Genomic DNA, 15803 nt, shown 5'->3' on the forward strand with positions numbered 1-15803 from the left:
TATGCGCGACCTGCTGACGGTGCTGGTGGCTGCCGCATGGGCCGGAGCCGCACCCGGGGCGGCCGGGGTGCGCTCGGCCGTGCTTTCCAACGGCCTGGTCCAGGTCGAGATAACGGCCTCCGGCTCGGTGGCGCCGGCGGGTTCGGTGACACGGTTCGAAGACCTCCCGACCGGCATCGACCTCGCGTCCGGCGGCGACTTCTGCGCCCTGCGCTGCGGCAGCCTGGCCCCCATGGACGGCACCCTGGAGATGCTCTCTGACACCGAGGCGGTGTTCTCGTCTCCGGGGTTCGCCGCGGGCATGATCGAACTGCCGCTGGCCGCGGAAGTGACATACCGCCTGGTGGGGCGCGGGATGGAGGTGGCCGTCCTGCTGGAGGCGACCGGCGAGGCTCCGATCTTGGAACCCCTGGAGATGGGCATGAGCCTCCAGCCGTTCGACTCGGCCTCGTTCTCCAACCAGTCCGGCCCCGACAGGGCGCTCGAACTCACCGGGACGCACGGCCTCTGCCGAATCTCGGGCGACCAGGCCGTCCGCCTGTCGCGGCTCGACGGGCTGCTCGAAGCGCGCCTGGTGTTCCCAAATCCCGCCCTCGACATACTGGCCCTGGATGACCCGCCGGCGCCCGGGCCCGCACTCCGGCTCCGGCTGCTCGACACGGAACCGCCCCGGGAGACCGCGGTGGGGCCCGACCTGCACTCGATCCTCACCGCCGGCAGGGAGGTCCGCGGCTTCTTCAGGATAGCCCTCGAGCCGGGCTTCATCCCCTCCTATCTCTCGGCCCATCCGTCGGGGCTCGAGAGGACCGCCTCCTGGATGCTCGACGACCTTCCGTTCCGCCATCCCCCCGACACCACGCTCTGGGCCTTCTCCGAATCGGCGGAGGGCGGCGAATGGGTCTCGGCCTGGCTCATCGCCCTTCTGGAGAACCATCCCGACATGAAGATGAACTGGATCATCCTGCCCGACGCCATCCTGGCCCCGAACTGCGACTCGATGTGGGCCGAGCAGGGCTTCGAGCAGAGCTGGTCGCACTGGCATTCCGTCTGGCGCCTGGCCGACTTCGCCCCGCCCGGGTACCGGCAGTGGCTCGTCGACATCCAGGACGACGCCCTGCCCTGGGCCGGCCAGGTGACCCTCGGCTCCCACGGGTACCACCACACGCCCTCCCCGGACTCGGCGTGGGACCCGTACCACGAGTTCATCACGTACGAACCCGCCGAGCACATGGAGAGGTTCTCCGTGATGAGGCAGGATCTGGCCGCCATCGGCCTCGACAACTCGCAGATACGTGCCATGAGGTTCCCGGGCCACAGGACGAGCCAGAGCGGCCTCGAGGCCGTGGCCGCATACGGCTTCGACTTCTACTGCAACGGGATCAGGTGGTACGAGCAGATCGGCGGCGAGCCCTTCATCGACCAGTACATGTCGCACTACGAGGAGCCGGGGGGCTCCATCTGGGGGAGCAACACGGTCTGGTGGGGCGACTACCCGCCGGCTCCGTACGAGTACGCGACCACGGTCCTCGACAGGGGCAAGCACGCCCTGCTGGGATGCCATCCCGACAGGATGTTCGGCTGGGGCAGCCCCGCGGTCTTCGCCTCCATCGACAGCATCTGCTCCGTCTTCGAAGGCATGCCGCACTTCGGCTGGATGTTCCCCGAGGACTACGGGCTGTTCCTCGAAGAGGAGGCGGGCATCGCCTTCACGTCCCTGGGGAACCCGGGGAACCTCGTGACCGCATCCTTCGAAGGTTCGGCCGGGCCGGGGCTCACATTCGTGACCGAGGTACCCGACAGTGAAACCGTGCTCTACGTCAAGCTCGACGGGGTCTCTATACCCTGGGAGGCCAGGTCTTCGCGGATCTTCGTCGTCCTTCCGGCCCTGCCGGCCGGCGGACACTCGGTCGAGGCATGCCTTCAGGGTCCGGAGGGAGTTGCCGACGGCGTGGAACAGGTCGAGGCAACGATGGTCGCGGTCAACCCCTGCTCGGGGTCGATGCGCCTGGCCCTTTCGGGTCTGGATGAGGGCGGGGCGGCCACTCTGCTGGTATACGACTGCGCGGGCAGGATCGTGGCCGACGAGCCGCTCGAAGACCTCCCGGGAGACACGGAACTGACGGTCGGACTCCCCGGGGCGCCCCCGGGGCTCTATCTCGCGATCCTGGTGCGGCAGGGCTCCCGTCCGCTGACCGCGAGGACCGTGCTCCTCCCCTGAAACTCATGACGACTGGAGGATCCCCTGGACATCCATGACCACGTGGAGAGCGCCGTTCTGCCCAACGGCCTCGAGCTCCTCGTCCTGCCCATGCCCTTCACGCCCGTCGCGGCGGTGCTCACGTGCCTGAGGGCCGGGTCGGCGCTCGAGGGCGACGGCACGCGCGGGCTCAGCCACCTGGTCGAGCACATGCTCTTCAAGGGCACCGCGAGGTTCCCCGGCAGCCTGTTCTGGGGCCGGATCCAGAGCTTCGGCGGCCTGACCAACGCCTACACGTCGAGGGACCTGACGTGCTACTACGAGGTGCTCCCGGCGGCCGGCGTCGAGACCGCGCTCGAACTCGAGGCGGACAGGATGATCTCGCCCGTCTTCGACGCCGGCGAGGTGGCCAGGGAGAGGGACGTCATCCTCGAGGAGCGCAGGACCTCGTGCGTCGAGAGCGCCGCGGGCGCCATGGAGGAGGTTCTCTCCGCACAGGCCTACCGAAGCCACCCCTACGGGAGCCCGGTGATAGGATTCGAGCGCGACATAGCAGCTTTCGACCACTTCGGGGCAGCCGCATTCCACTCGCGCTTCTACGGGGCGTCCAACGCAGTCCTGGCCGTCGCAGGCGGAGTGGATGCCGACCGCGTCAGGAGGGCCGCAGACCGGTACTTCGGTGCCATGCCCCCGGGCACCCGGGCGGTCTATCCGGCCGAAGGCCTGCTCAACCCTCCCGGGAGGACGTCCTTCGAGCACCCCTCGTCGATCCCGAGGCTTTCGATCTCCTTCCCGGCACCCGCTCCGGGCCATCCCGACTGGGCGCTCCTCGACATGGCGGCCAACTGGCTGTCGGGCACCCGGTCGAGCCGGCTCGACGAGCTGCTGGTGCTCGGAGGTCTCGCGCTGGGCGTCTCGGCCGACATCGGATTCACCGCGTGCCCCGGGCTCTTCCAGATCAGGACCTCGCTCTACCCCGGGGCCGACGTCGCACTGGTCGAGTCGATGATCCTCCGTGAGATCTCCCTGCTGGGCGCCGCCCCCCTTCCGGCCGGCGAGTTCGAGAGCCTGAGGAACAGGGGCGAGGTGCTCGACCTGATGGAGAACGCCAGCCCCTTCGGGGCGGCGGGGGCCCTGGCGGTGCCCGGCCTGATCCATGGTGACGCCTTCATGTTCTCGAAGATCGCCGCGGAGGTGAGGCGCGCGACGCCTTCGGACCTGGCGGGCGCCTGCAGGAGGTGGCTCGACCCGGCGAAGGGCTGGGTGACGGAGCTGATCCCTTCGGGCTCCGGATCCGATTCGACGGCCATGGGCTTCCGGGATCCGGCAGGCGACATCGCACCCCCCGAACCAGCCGGTCTCCCCGCGATACCGGTTACCGCAGAGATGCTCTCCGTCCCGCCTTCGGGCGTCAGCGACGGAGTGGAGACCGCGATGCTCGACAATGGCCTGCGGATGCTGATGAAGCGCGACGACACCTTCCCCCTGGTCTCCCTCGCCCTTTCGTTCCCGATGGCGGCCGCCGCCGATCCGTGGGAACTGTCCGGGCTCTCGTCGGTGTGCGTCGAGGCGCTGGCCTACGGAAACGAATCCGAGGACTACCTGGCGTTCAACAGGAGGCTGGAGAGGACGGGTGCCGGATTCGTACACGAGGCCGACCGCGAGTACTCCTTCGCAGCCGCGGGGCTCCACGCCCGCGACATCCGCACCGGGCTCTCGTTCCTGGCGGATCTCGTCATGAAGCCCGCGTTCAGGCGGGAGGACGTGGCCAGGGTCGTGGAGGAGAAGGTCGCCGAGATCTGCCACAGGGTCGACACTCCCTTCGGAAGGGCCGTCGAACAGCTCGCCTTCGCCATGTCCGAGAAGCGGGAGCGGTCGGGCGTCCCCACGTGCGAATCGGTGTCGAGGATATCCCGGGAGGACTTGGTTTCGCTGCACTCGGTCTGCGCGAGGCCCGAAGGCTCGGTCCTGGTCGCGGTGGGCTGGTTCGATGCGGACAGGCTCCTGGCGGACGCTTCGGGCATCTTCGGGGGATGGGCCGGTCCGGGATCATTCCTGCCGCCGTCCTGGACGCCCGTGGTGCCGGAGGCGGGAGTGCGCATCAGGACGGCGATGGAGGGCAGGACCCAGGCCGCCGTGGTCCTGGGCGCGGAGGCCCCCGCGAGGGATGCGGCCGACCATCATGCCTTCCGCCTCCTGTCGAGGATCCTCGGCGACGGCATGAACTCCAGGCTGGAGCGGAGGATAAGGGAGCAGCACGGGCTGGCCTACCAGGTGGGCTGCGACTACATCTGCACCGGCCTCTACGGCAGGTTCATAGCGTATGCCGCCACCTCCCGCGACAGCGCAGGGAGGGTGCTGGAGATGATCGAGGACGAGCTGGACCGCGCGGCCGGCACGCTCTTCGACACCAAGACCATCGACCTGTTCAAGGCCTCGTCGGTCGGCAGGAAGGCGATGAACCTGCACGACTACGATTCGCTGGCGGGCTACCTGCTGGGTTCGGCGGCCACCGGGAGGAGGCTGGACAGGGACGTGGAGGACTCCCGCAACACCCTGGCCGTGACGCCCGTGATGATCCGGGATACCGCGGCCCGCTGGCTCTCACGGGGTGCGAGGTTCGTGTCGGTCGCCGGGGACGTCGGAGGCCTGCCTTTCTGAGCCCCCGCGGGTCCTTCCCCGCGACTCCACCCGTCTCTGGACGGCGATCCCCGCGAGTACGAGCGCGAGCCCCGGCAGCGTTGCGGGCCTGATCTCCTCGCCCAGCACGAGAGCTATGAAGCAGAGCGACAGGAACGGGGTCAGGTACACGAGGCTCCCGACCTCCGCAGGCTCCTTCGCGAGCGACAGGGCTCTCGACCAGAGCACGTACGTCAGCCCCATCTCGAAGAGGCCGATCCAGACTCCGGCAACCGCCGACCGGGCGTCCGGGATCGCGAAGCTTCCGGTGACTGCCGTGTAGGCTGCGAGGAAGAGCACCCCCCAGGCGAAACCCGCCAGGAGCCCGACGCTTTCCGGTGCGTCCGAACCCCCTCTTCCGAGGCCCAGTATCCAGTAGCATGCCCAGATGACCGTGCTGGCCAGCGCGAGAGCGAGACCGGCCGTATCCGCCCTTCCGCCGTCTTCGGGCCCGAGCAGGGCCAGGACCGCCACCCCGCCGAAGCTTATCAGTACTGCCAGCAGGCTCCCGGCGCGGAGCCTCCGCCTCCCCAGGGCCGCGTGCAGAAGCACCAGGACCACCGGCCACAGGTAGTTGACCACCATCGCGATCTGGGCCGGCAGCCTGTCGTACGCCTCGAGGAGGACCAGGTAGTAGACGAAGGGATTGAGGATCCCCCTGGGCAGGGCCTCCAGCATGATCCTCCAGGTGAGCCTGGCGCCGGTGGAGGCGCACAGGACTGCGAGGAACGCAAGGGAGACCACCGATGCCGTCAGCACCACCATGCAGGGCCCGGACCCGGCGAGGGCGAGCTTGAACGCCGTCGCCGCCGTCGACCAGAGCGCCACCGAAGCCAGGCCGTACCTCTTCGCGATCGAGAGTCTCATGGGCTGGACGCGACCTCCGGGACCCGGGTGAAGGGCTCCGAGCCAGAGCATTGATACTGCAACATATAGGCAGGCAGCCCCGCTGCCGCCACAATATGTTGTGTTTTCGGGCTTGACGGGGGACCCTGCCGGGCTATTATCGAAGCGGGGTTGTCGGACAACAAACCGTAGAGCATCGGAGTTCCTGCATATGGACTGGCTCGTTCGCAAGGCCACTGGCGAGGTGGAGAGCTACCGCCGCGGCGAGATCCTCCGCCCGATCGAGAACGTGCTCGCGTCCACGGAGACTCCCGAGGATGCCTCCGACATCGTGAACCAGGTCGAGGCGGCCCTCTACATGAGCTTCTTCCGCAGGGGTTCGATCCCCACGGTCGAGCAGGTCCAGGACTTCATCGAGGAGACCCTCGTCCTTCGCAAGCTCACGGCAGCGGCCCGGCAGTTCATCCTCTACCGCGAGAAGAGGGCCGAGGCGAAGGACGTGGGACGGCTCATAGGGGGCATCGACGGCCTGGTGGGCGACTACCTGGGGAAGGAGGACTGGAGGGTCAACGAGAACTCCAACATGAACTACTCCCTCCAGGGCCTCAACTTCTACCTCTCCAGCTCGATCACCGCGCGGTACTGGCTCGGGCGCATCTACACGCCGGCCATCAAGGAGGCCCACGACACGGGCGACATCCACATCCACGACCTGGGCATCCTGGGCCCGTACTGCGTCGGGTGGGACCTCCGCGAGCTGCTGCTCGAAGGCTTCCGCGGCGCGAGGGGCAAGATCGAGTCGGCCCCTCCCAGGCACCTCCGCACCGCCCTCGGGCAGATCGTCAACTTCTTCTACACGCTCCAGGGCGAGGCCGCGGGGGCTCAGGCCTTCTCGAACTTCGACACGCTGCTCGCGCCGTTCATAAGGGCCGACAACCTCTCGGCAGACGAGGTCAGGCAGGCCCTGCAGGAGTTCCTGTTCAACGTGAACATCCCCACGAGGGTCGGTTTCCAGACGCCGTTCACGAACATCACGATGGACCTCAGGGTACCATCCAGGATGGCAGACGAAGAGGTCCTCCTGGGCGGCCGCCCCACGGGCTGGCGCTACGGCGACTTCCAGGAGGAGATGAACCTCTTCAACGCGGTCTTCGCCCAGCTCATGATGGAGGGCGACTCGAAGGGCAGGATCTTCACCTTCCCCATCCCCACGTACAACCTCACCAGCGACTTCGACTGGGACGACGAGAACCTCAGGCCGATATGGGAGATGACCGGCAAGTACGGCATTCCCTACTTCAGCAACTTCGTGAACTCCGACATGGACCCGGAGGATGCGCGCAGCATGTGCTGCAGGCTGCGGCTCGACAACCGCGAACTCAGGAAGAGGGGCGGCGGGCTCTTCGGCTCCAACCCCCTCACCGGATCCATCGGGGTCGTCACGATCAACCTGCCGAGGATCGCATGGCTCTCCAGGGGAGGCGGGGATGCCGAGTTCCGCAGACGCCTCAGGCAGGTCATGGAACTCTCGCGGGATTCGCTCGAGCTCAAGCGGAGAGCCGTCGAGGAGCTCACCGAGCGCGGCCTCTACCCCTACACCAGGCACTACCTGGGCGGCATACGGAGGGTGAGCGGCTCCTACTGGGCCAACCACTTCTCCACCATCGGCCTCATCGGGATGAACGAGGCCTGCCGCAACCTGCTCGGCGAGGGGATCCTGGCGCCCGGATCCGCGGAATGGGCCGTGTCGGTACTCGGTTTCATGCGGGATATCCTCTCGGAGTTCCAGGAGCAGACGGGGAACCTCTACAACCTCGAGGCCTCCCCCGCCGAAGGCGCCTCCTACAGGCTCGCGAGGAAGGACCTCGACAGGTTCCCCGGCATCTACACGATGGGTTCCACCAGCCCGTACTACACCAATTCGGTCCATCCGCCGGTGAACGACCGTACCGACATCTACAGCCTCCTCGAGCACCAGGACCCCCTCCAGGCGATGTTCACGGGGGGCACTGTGGTGCACGTGTTCATCGGCGAGGCCATCACGGACTGGAGAACCGTCAGGGACCTGGCCAGGCGGATAGTCACAAGGTTCAGGCTCCCCTATTTCAGCTTCACGCCAACGTTTTCGATATGCCCTGTCCACGGGTACGTCCCCGGGGAATGCTTCTACTGCCCCTTCCCTCACTCCGACGAGGAGATCGAGAAGTTCGGGGAGATGGTGGAAGGCGAGGTCGATCTGCCCGAGGGCAGCTACAGGACCATGGGGCCGGATGCCGCGGACCCGGGCCAGGGCGGGCTTTTCCTTCACGTCGGGAGGATCGGTGGAGATGACTGAGGAAGAGAAGGGCGACTCCAGGATCAAGGCCGTGAAGGCCGAGGTCTATTCGCGGGTGGTCGGGTACTACCGGCCCGTGCAGGACTGGAACAGGGGCAAGCAGGCCGAGTTCGCCGACAGGACCTATGTCGACATCACCCCTCCCCCCGAGGGCAAGGGGGAGCCGGCGGTTTGATCCGGTCGTTCCTGGGCACCAGCCTCATCGAGTATCCCGGCAGGATATCCTCCGTCGTCTTCTTCGGGGGATGCAACCTCTACTGCCCGTTCTGCCACAACCCCGAGCTGGTGCGTCCCGACGTGCTCGAGGACCAGTACACGCTCTGCGAGGACGAGGTGCTTTCCCTGCTGTCGCGGAGGGTGGGCTTCGTCGACGGGGTCTGCATAACCGGAGGCGAGCCCCTGCTGTCGCCCGGCCTGGCCGCATTCATCGACAGGATCAGGTCCGAGACGGGTCTGCCGGTCAAGCTCGACACGAACGGCACACTCCCCGACAGGCTCGCCGGCGTCCTCGACATGGTCGACTACGTGGCCATGGACCTCAAGGCGCCGCCTGCGAGGTACAGGGACGCCACCGGCGGAAGGGCGTCGTTCGAGGATGTGCTCAGGTCGGCCGGCATGGTGGCGTCCATGCCCGGCTACGAGTTCAGGACCACACTGGTGCCGGGGCTCGTTTCGGCCGGGGACCTGCCGGAGATTCTCGGCAGGATAGGGCATGTGAAGCGTTACGCGATCCAGCGGTTCCGGCCCGGCAAGACCCTGTCTCCCGAGTACTCCGGCCTGGCGCCGTATCCGGCGGGCTACGCCGAGAAGGCCGCCGAACTCGTCAGGGGCATGGCCGACGAGGTCCTAGTCAGGAGCTGATCCCGAATTCGAATGAGTGCGGGAAGGGCGGGGGAGGAGTGCAGGAGGTCTTCTCAAGGAGGCTGGCTGGCCTGCCCGCAGGAGGGTTCGGCACCCCTCCCCCTAAGGATGACTGCGTCCCGGTAGGCCTGCTGCGTGCTGTCCCGGCCGGGTTCCGTAGCCGCGAGTGCGTCGTTCCGCAACGACTCCTGCAGGGCACCCCTCTATAGCTTCCTGCGGCCCCCCGGTTCCAGGCCCCTCCCCGGATTCCCGGAAAGCCCGGGCAGGACGTCGATCTGGCGCTTCTTGTCCGAAGGCTTCCTCGCCACTTCGACCGCCCTCCCGTCAGGGGAGAGCCCGGTCGCGTACATGCAGGTCGCGAGCGTCATCGGAGTGGGCAGGAACGCCTGCACCTGCCTCGGCGAGAGGCCGCACCGCCTGAGCTCCTCCGCGGCCTCCTCCATGTCCCTCATCGTACAGCCGGGAAAGGCCGCCATCACGTAGGGCAGCACGTACTGCTCCCGCCCGGCCGAGGCCTCTCGGAAGAGTTCGAGGAACCGCCGCCAGGTCGCGATGCCGGGCTTCCTCATCAGCTCGAGGACCCGCGCGGAGAAGTGCTCGGGCGCCACCTTCAGGTGCCCCCCCACGTGCCCGCTGGCGAGCCTCCTCACGAATGCCGGGTCGAGTGCGGCCAGGTCGAGCCGGAGCCCGCTGCCCACCAGGGTGTGCTTCACTCCGGGAATGCCGGCGGCGGCGTCCAGGAGATCGGCATAGGCCGTCTGGTCAGTCGGGAAGTTGGGGCACGGCGAGGGGAAGAGGCACGAGGGGCGGCGGCACTTCCTCTCCGCTTCGGGATTCGTGCAGCGAAGCCCGTACATGTTCGCGGTCGGGCCGCCGATGTCGGAGACGGTCCCGCGGAACCAGTCCTGACACGCCAGGATGCGCACCTCCCCGAGAACCGACCCGCTGCTCCTCGAAACGAGATGTTTTCCCTGGTGGAGGCCGAGGGCGCAGAAGCTGCACCCTCCCGCACATCCCCTGACGGCCGTCACCGAATCGCGGATCATCTCCCAGGCCGGCACGGGTTCGGTGTAGGAAGGATGCGGCCTGCGGGTGAAGGGCAGGGCGTACAGGGCGTCCATCTCGCCTTCGGAAAGCGGTTCCGCGGGAGGATGAACGACGGTCATCCTCTTGTCCGACATCTGCACGAGCGGCCTGCCGCACCAGGGGCTTGCCTCGGCCTCCACCGCCAGTGTCATCTCCAGGAAGGCGGTGGGGTCGGAGCACACAGCCTCGTGCGAAGGAAGGACCACCGCCCCTTCGGGAGGCTCGGCGCGCGAAGCCCCCCTCCAGATCGCGGTCCCGGGGATGCCGTCCAGGTCGCGACCTTCCGAGAGCCTCGCCGCTATCTCGGCGATCTGCCTCTCCCCCATGCCGTAGACCAGGATGTCGGCGCGTGTGTCGAGGAGGATCGACCTCCTCATCCGCTCCGACCAGAAGTCGTAGTGCGAGAGCCGCCTGAGGCTGGCCTCGATCCCGCCCAGCACCATCGGGACTCCCGGCATCGCCCGCCTGACTGCGTTCGCGTACACCGTCACCGCGCGATCGGGCCTGGTTCCGGCCCTGCCCCCGGGCGTGTAGGCGTCGTCGGACCTGATCCTTCCGAACGACGTGTAGTGGTTCACCATCGAATCCATCGCGCCGGAGGTGATCCCCACGAAGAGCCGCGGGACCCCCAGGGCGAGGAGGCTGCCGGGGTTCTTCCAGTCGGGCTGGGAGATGATACCCACCCTGTGGCCGAGCGACTCCAGGTGCCTGCCGATCAGGGCCGCGCCGAACGAGGGATGGTCGACGTATGCGTCGCCCGTGACGATCACGGCGTCGCAGACGTCCCAGCCCAGTGCCTCCATGCCCCTGCGGTCGACAGGGAGGAAACCGTCGCCTGCCGCTGCCATCGCGCTCCATGACGGCTGACGGAGCCGTCCGAAAGAGACTCCGGACGATAACACAAAAGGCCGGCCCCCACCCCTTGCGCCCGGGTTCCGGATGAGCGACACTAGTCATGGGAACACCAGTTTGCATGGAGGTGCAGGGATGGAGTCCGGGAATCAGACGATCTGGAGCGAGCGGGTCGCTTCGCGCGGCGCGGGGTACTTCCTCGACGTGAGGGAGACGGGCAGGGGCAGGGTGTTCCTGTCCATGGCCCAGAGCCGCAGGGCCGAGCGCGGCGGCTGGAAGCAGGACAGGATCGTGGTTTTCGAGAGCGGTCTCGAGCCCTTCCGCAGGGCGGTCCTCTCGGCCCTGAAGGTGATGGACCGCGAATCGGGCGACAGGCGAAGGGTCGAGCTCGAGGAGGTGCACAGGCTCCACCCGAAGGCCTTCGAGAAGTGGACGCCCGAAGACGACGAAGAACTCAGGCGCATGGCCGGCGAGGGCTCCACTCCCTCCGCCATCGCCGAAGCCCTGGGCAGAACCGAGCGTGCTGTCAGGATGAGGCTCGAGGGGCGCGACGCCGTGCTGGCGTCAGAAGGCAGGGCGGTTCCAGCCGGTTCCGTAGCCACGCAGGCGGTTCCGGCGGCCGAAGGCCGCACGGGCCGGGCGGATGGCGCCGGTGCGGGTGATAACGAACAGGCCCGGGCCGGGGTCAGTCCCGGTTCAGGATCAGCTGGATCGTCCCGGGGTCGGAGGAAAGCAGCCAGTAGTCCTCCCCCCCAATGATCATCCGCCACATTCCCGCGGGCAGGTCCGGGTCGTCCTCCGGTTCCACCAGCTCGGGGGTCGAGGCTACGATCCTGACCTCTTCGGGAACGAAGTAGTCGTAGTACACCTCGGTGAAGCCGACGAGCTCCGAGTCGGTGCCGGTCGAGCCGGTGGCGGGCTCCATCGTCCCGCCCTCCCGCACCAGGTCGGTCGACACCCTCAGAACGAGCGTGTCCCCCTCCATGCTCCAGCAACCGGACCTCTCGCGGAGCCTGGCCTCCCCGTCCATCTCGCTCTCGCGCCACACGAACCGCCCGTCATCGAGGAGGGCGTACATTCGGGCATAGCCGGCGGGGACCATCGGCATCCCGTGCCAGAGCCCGCACACCCCTGCGGGCAGGCACTGCAGATCCGGAAAGAACGATGCAACCACCAGGAACGCTTTTAACACCTTTGACTTTCTCCTCTGTCACCCCTGCGGCAGGCGACCGGATAGGCGATCAAGAACGCCCCCACCAAGAACGCTTTTAACTCCTTTAACTCTCTCCATCTTCCTGCCCGGCCGGCGCCTCCGGGACGCCGGCTCTACGCTTGCGAATCTGCCGCCGCCCGGGCGTGCCGGCAATCGTCTTGCGGACATCTCATCCCGCGGGATGGACGAGCCCCCGCCCCCGCCCTATTCTGTACCCCGATGGACGGTCCGGCATTCCGCAACGTCGAAGGATGAGCCATGAAGACGCTGACGCCGCTGTGCCTTTCCCTCCTCACGAGCTCCGCCGCGGCCCAGTTCCCTCCCGGCCAGCCGCTATGCTCCTACTGGTACCCCGACGAGATCCTCTCGTGGGACCCGGCAACCGATCCAGACGCCCCCTACAACGTCTCCTCCGTCCCGCTCGCGTCCAGGATACCCTACGGGATCCAGGTCAACCCCCATGCACGCTCCGGGGAGGCACAGATCTCCACTCTGTGCGCCTGGTACGGCACCAGCAGCAATCCCTCCCAGGGCAGGGAGGACTTCGACGTCTTCGCGCCCAACTACTGGATGTACATCGACATCATGGTCTTTTGGGGCGGATCGGCCGGCGAGGGGCTCATCCTGGCTCCGGCCCCCTATGTGATAGACGCCGCCCACAGGAACGGCGTGCCGGTGTATGGAACGGTCTTCTTCCCGCCCACGGCCTACGGCGGCCAGATCGAATGGGTGTGGGACCTCGTCCAGGAGGACGGCGGCACCTTCCCGGTGGCGGACAAGCTCATCGAGGCGGCCGAGTACTACGGTTTCGAGGGCTGGTTCATCAACCAGGAGACGGCGGGCGGGAACGCTCAGCTGGCGACCCAGGTGCGCGACTTCATGGATTACGTCCAGACGGTCTCCGACATCGACATCATGTGGTACGACGCGATGATCGAGAACGGGGCCATCGCCTGGCAGAACGCCCTCAACGCCAGCAACGACATGTTCTTCCACGACGGCGGGGTCATCTCCGACGAGTTCTTCATCAACTTCAACTGGAACCAGACCGGCCTCGTGAACTCCGGCACCCTGGCCGAGAGCTACGGCAGGAGCCGCTACGAGCTCTTCGCGGGCGCCGACGTCGAGGCGAACGGGTACGGTTCGTCGGTCAACTGGGCGGTGCTGTTCCCCGAGGGGCAGTCCCATCGGACGTCTCTCGGTTTCTACAGGCCGGAGTGGTGCTTCAACTCGTCCACGGGCCCTGCGGACTTCTACCAGAAGGAGAACCGGTTCTGGGTCGGAGCCAACCGCGATCCCTCCAACACTTCCACCTCCGATCCGTGGAAGGGGATGGCCCACTACGTGCCCGACCGCTCCGTGATCGGCTCCTGCCCCTTCGTCACGAACTTCAGCACCGGGCAGGGAGGCATCTACGCGATCGACGGCCTGGTGGAGAGAACCGGGGAATGGAGCAACCTCTCCCTGCAGGACGTCCTCCCTACGTGGCGGTGGATATCGACCAGCGCTAGCACCCCTCTCTACCCCGACCTCGTCTGGGACGACGCCTACTACGGCGGGACATGCCTCTCGGTATCGGGCGACCTGGCGGCCGGCACGCCCTCCGACCTGATGCTCTACTCCACCGACATAGCCCTGGGTTCGTCCAGCTCCTGCGTCATCGCCTTCAAGGCCGACGCGGCGGGACAGCCCAGCAGGATCCAGATAGCCCTCGACCTGGACGACACCTCGGGACCCGGCGCATTCATCGACGTCGGCAGCTCGTACCAGGCGGGATGGAACCTGAAGACCGTCAGCCTCTCGTCCTGTTCCGGCCACACCCTCGAGGCCCTGGGCCTGCGGTTCGTCTCACCGTCCGCCATATCCGACTTCGACGCCAGGATCGGCAGACTCGGCCTCCTCGACGGCCCGCCCGATCCTCCGGCTCCACCGACGAGCCTCTGGGTCGACGGTTTCTACCAGAGCGACGACGATCACGCCTCGGTGCGCCTGAGGTGGACCCGCTCGCCCGGCGATGTCTACCAGTACAACGTGTACCGCCTCGACGACAGCGGCTCGCGAACGTTCCTCTGGGGCACGCCCGACAACGCCTGCTTCGTGCCCGAAGTCGTCAGGGACGCCGGTGAGACGGTGACGACCCTCCTGGTCGAGGCCGTAGGCCCAGACTTCAGCGCCGAGGGTGCCGACTCCGTCACCGTCACATGGACGATCACGGGCATCGGGGGCCCGCCGCTTGTCGCCCGCCCGGCACTCGACCACCCGACGCCGAACCCGTCCTCGGCTCCTCTGGATTTGTCCTTCAGCCTGCCCGCGGCCGGAGTCGCGAGGCTCGCCGTCTACGGGCTGGATGGCAGACTCGTGGAGGTTCTCCTCGACGGGGATGCATCGGAGGGAATGCACGGGCTGCGCTGGACCGCGGACGACGTGCCCGCGGGCATCTACTTCCTCAGGCTCGACTGCCCGTCGGGATCGGTGGTGCGCAGCCTGGTGAGACTCTAGACCCGGTCGCAGGAACAGGCCGTTATAACGGAGGGGATCATGACAGGTCGAAGGAGTCCCGTCGCGATCGTGCTGGGCATCATCCTGGCAGTTCTGGGCATCCTCGGGATCGCGGGCGGCGCAGGCGGTGCCGGGCCCGTCATCCCTCTCCTGATCGGAGTCGCGCTTACCTACCTGGGATTCCGGGGAGGGAAGCGGGGACAGATCGTCTTCGGCCATGCCTGCATAGTGGCGGGATGCTACATGGTGGCCTGGGGCGTACAGCTCGCGCAGGTCATCGGATCGGCGCCGGGCTGGCTTCAGATACTGGGCGGCCCACTCTTCTGGGGCCTGTTCTCCATCTTCGGCGGCATCTGCGCCAACTTCCACGGATTCTGCAACTGCGTGCAGAACTGCTCCAGGGAAGGGAGCAAGACACCATGCCGGTCCTGACGTCTTCAACCATTTCGCCTCACCGTTCCCGTGCCGGTGCCCTGCTGATCACTGCAGTCCTTGCAGCACTCGCTGCGACAGCAGGCTGGAGTGCGGGATCCGGCACAGAGCCGGCCGTGGTTTACGAGTCGCCATCGCGCACTGTGACTCTGGATTACGAGAAGCCCTGCACCGTGGCCGACTCCGGACACGGATGGTCCTACAACTTCATGTACCCGCCCGTTGAGCCGGGCCTCGAGTTCCTGTGGGCCGAGGCCGTCACGGACATGGAGGATGTGAGGATCTCCTTCGCGAACAGCGCCGATTCCACCCTACCTGCCGGCGAACTTGAAGAGTGGGAGTCCTGGATGATCGAGGGCGGCATGAGTCTGCTCCCCGCCCCTGACGGCTTTGCCGTCGCGACGTGCGAATACTGGTGGTTCACAGGCGGCGCCCACGGCATGAACAACACGATCCTGTACAGGTACGCCCTCGAAGGCGGTCCCGTATTGCTGAATTGGGCCGCGATCGACTCGCGCGACCTGCTGGCGGATTCGGCCGAACTCGTCAGATTCTCGGCAATCGTCTGCGACACCCTTGAGGCGAGGCTCGGTCCCGAACCGGACATGGAGTGGATCCTGAGAGGCGCAGGGCCGTACTGGGAGAACTACTCGATGCTGTGGCCGGTGCCCGACTCCTCGGGCGCCCTCGCCGGTTTCACTGTGCGCTTCGCGGAGTACGCCGTCAGCCCCTACTGCTTCGGCCAGCAGGAGGTCTTCATCCCGCTGGAGCTCCTTCGCCCCTGACTGGTGTGAGTTCCTGAT

The 15803-nt window shown here is 67.1% G+C and carries 12 protein-coding genes; 9 read left to right on the forward strand and 3 right to left on the reverse strand.

What is annotated here, in order from left to right:
* Position 1: 1 nt before the first annotated feature.
* Both QUS11_03430 and QUS11_03435 read left to right on the forward strand, forming a co-directional pair.
* Positions 2 to 2218 (forward strand): hypothetical protein, encoded by a 2217-nt coding sequence (locus QUS11_03430; GenBank protein MDM7992340.1) that lies wholly within the window; start codon positions 2 to 4, stop codon positions 2216 to 2218.
* A gap of 42 nt (positions 2219 to 2260) precedes the next feature.
* A complete protein-coding gene (locus QUS11_03435; GenBank protein ID MDM7992341.1) occupies positions 2261 to 4858 on the forward strand; it encodes a pitrilysin family protein in 2598 nt (865 codons plus the stop codon).
* On the opposite strand, the gene QUS11_03440 is transcribed toward QUS11_03435, so the two are convergent.
* Entirely contained in the window at positions 4802 to 5743 is a 942-nt protein-coding gene (locus tag QUS11_03440; protein MDM7992342.1) for a DMT family transporter, read from the reverse strand. The genes QUS11_03435 and QUS11_03440 overlap by 57 nt on opposite strands.
* A gap of 190 nt (positions 5744 to 5933) precedes the next feature.
* On the opposite strand from QUS11_03440, the gene QUS11_03445 reads away from it, so the two are divergent.
* Genes QUS11_03445 through QUS11_03455 form a run of 3 tightly spaced genes read left to right on the forward strand, consistent with a single transcriptional unit; the run spans position 5934 to position 8918 of the window.
* Positions 5934 to 8057, forward strand: coding sequence for a ribonucleoside triphosphate reductase (locus QUS11_03445; protein MDM7992343.1), 2124 nt, complete (start codon positions 5934 to 5936; stop codon positions 8055 to 8057).
* Positions 8050 to 8232, forward strand: coding sequence for an anaerobic ribonucleoside-triphosphate reductase (nrdD, locus tag QUS11_03450; protein MDM7992344.1), 183 nt, complete (start codon positions 8050 to 8052; stop codon positions 8230 to 8232). Before QUS11_03445 ends, nrdD begins: the two co-directional genes overlap by 8 nt.
* Entirely contained in the window at positions 8229 to 8918 is a 690-nt protein-coding gene (locus QUS11_03455; protein MDM7992345.1) for an anaerobic ribonucleoside-triphosphate reductase activating protein, read from the forward strand. The genes nrdD and QUS11_03455 overlap by 4 nt, the downstream gene beginning before the upstream one ends.
* A gap of 203 nt (positions 8919 to 9121) precedes the next feature.
* Here QUS11_03455 and QUS11_03460 read toward each other — a convergent pair whose 3' ends face one another.
* Positions 9122 to 10852, reverse strand: a complete 1731-nt coding sequence (locus QUS11_03460) for a YgiQ family radical SAM protein (GenBank protein MDM7992346.1) — start codon at positions 10850 to 10852, stop codon at positions 9122 to 9124.
* Positions 10853 to 10991: 139 nt separating this feature from the next.
* On the opposite strand from QUS11_03460, the gene QUS11_03465 reads away from it, so the two are divergent.
* Entirely contained in the window at positions 10992 to 11615 is a 624-nt protein-coding gene (locus QUS11_03465; GenBank protein MDM7992347.1) for a hypothetical protein, read from the forward strand.
* Here the strand turns inward: QUS11_03465 and QUS11_03470 are convergent.
* Complete coding sequence (locus QUS11_03470) at positions 11542 to 12048, reverse strand: hypothetical protein (GenBank protein MDM7992348.1); 507 nt, start codon at positions 12046 to 12048, stop codon at positions 11542 to 11544. The genes QUS11_03465 and QUS11_03470 overlap by 74 nt on opposite strands.
* Before the next feature lie 279 nt (positions 12049 to 12327).
* On the opposite strand from QUS11_03470, the gene QUS11_03475 reads away from it, so the two are divergent.
* The 3 genes from QUS11_03475 to QUS11_03485 all read left to right on the forward strand — a co-directional run bounded on the left by QUS11_03475 (position 12328) and on the right by QUS11_03485 (position 15785).
* On the forward strand, positions 12328 to 14568 hold the full coding sequence (locus tag QUS11_03475) for a hypothetical protein (GenBank protein ID MDM7992349.1): 2241 nt from the start codon (positions 12328 to 12330) through the stop codon (positions 14566 to 14568).
* Positions 14569 to 14607: 39 nt separating this feature from the next.
* A complete protein-coding gene (locus tag QUS11_03480; protein ID MDM7992350.1) occupies positions 14608 to 15000 on the forward strand; it encodes a hypothetical protein in 393 nt (130 codons plus the stop codon).
* 116 nt (positions 15001 to 15116) lie between these two features.
* Entirely contained in the window at positions 15117 to 15785 is a 669-nt protein-coding gene (locus tag QUS11_03485) for a hypothetical protein (protein ID MDM7992351.1), read from the forward strand.
* The last annotated feature ends 18 nt before the right edge of the window (positions 15786 to 15803 follow it).

It is taken from the genome of Candidatus Fermentibacter sp. (genome assembly GCA_030373045.1).
Lineage (GTDB): Bacteria > Fermentibacterota > Fermentibacteria > Fermentibacterales > Fermentibacteraceae > Fermentibacter.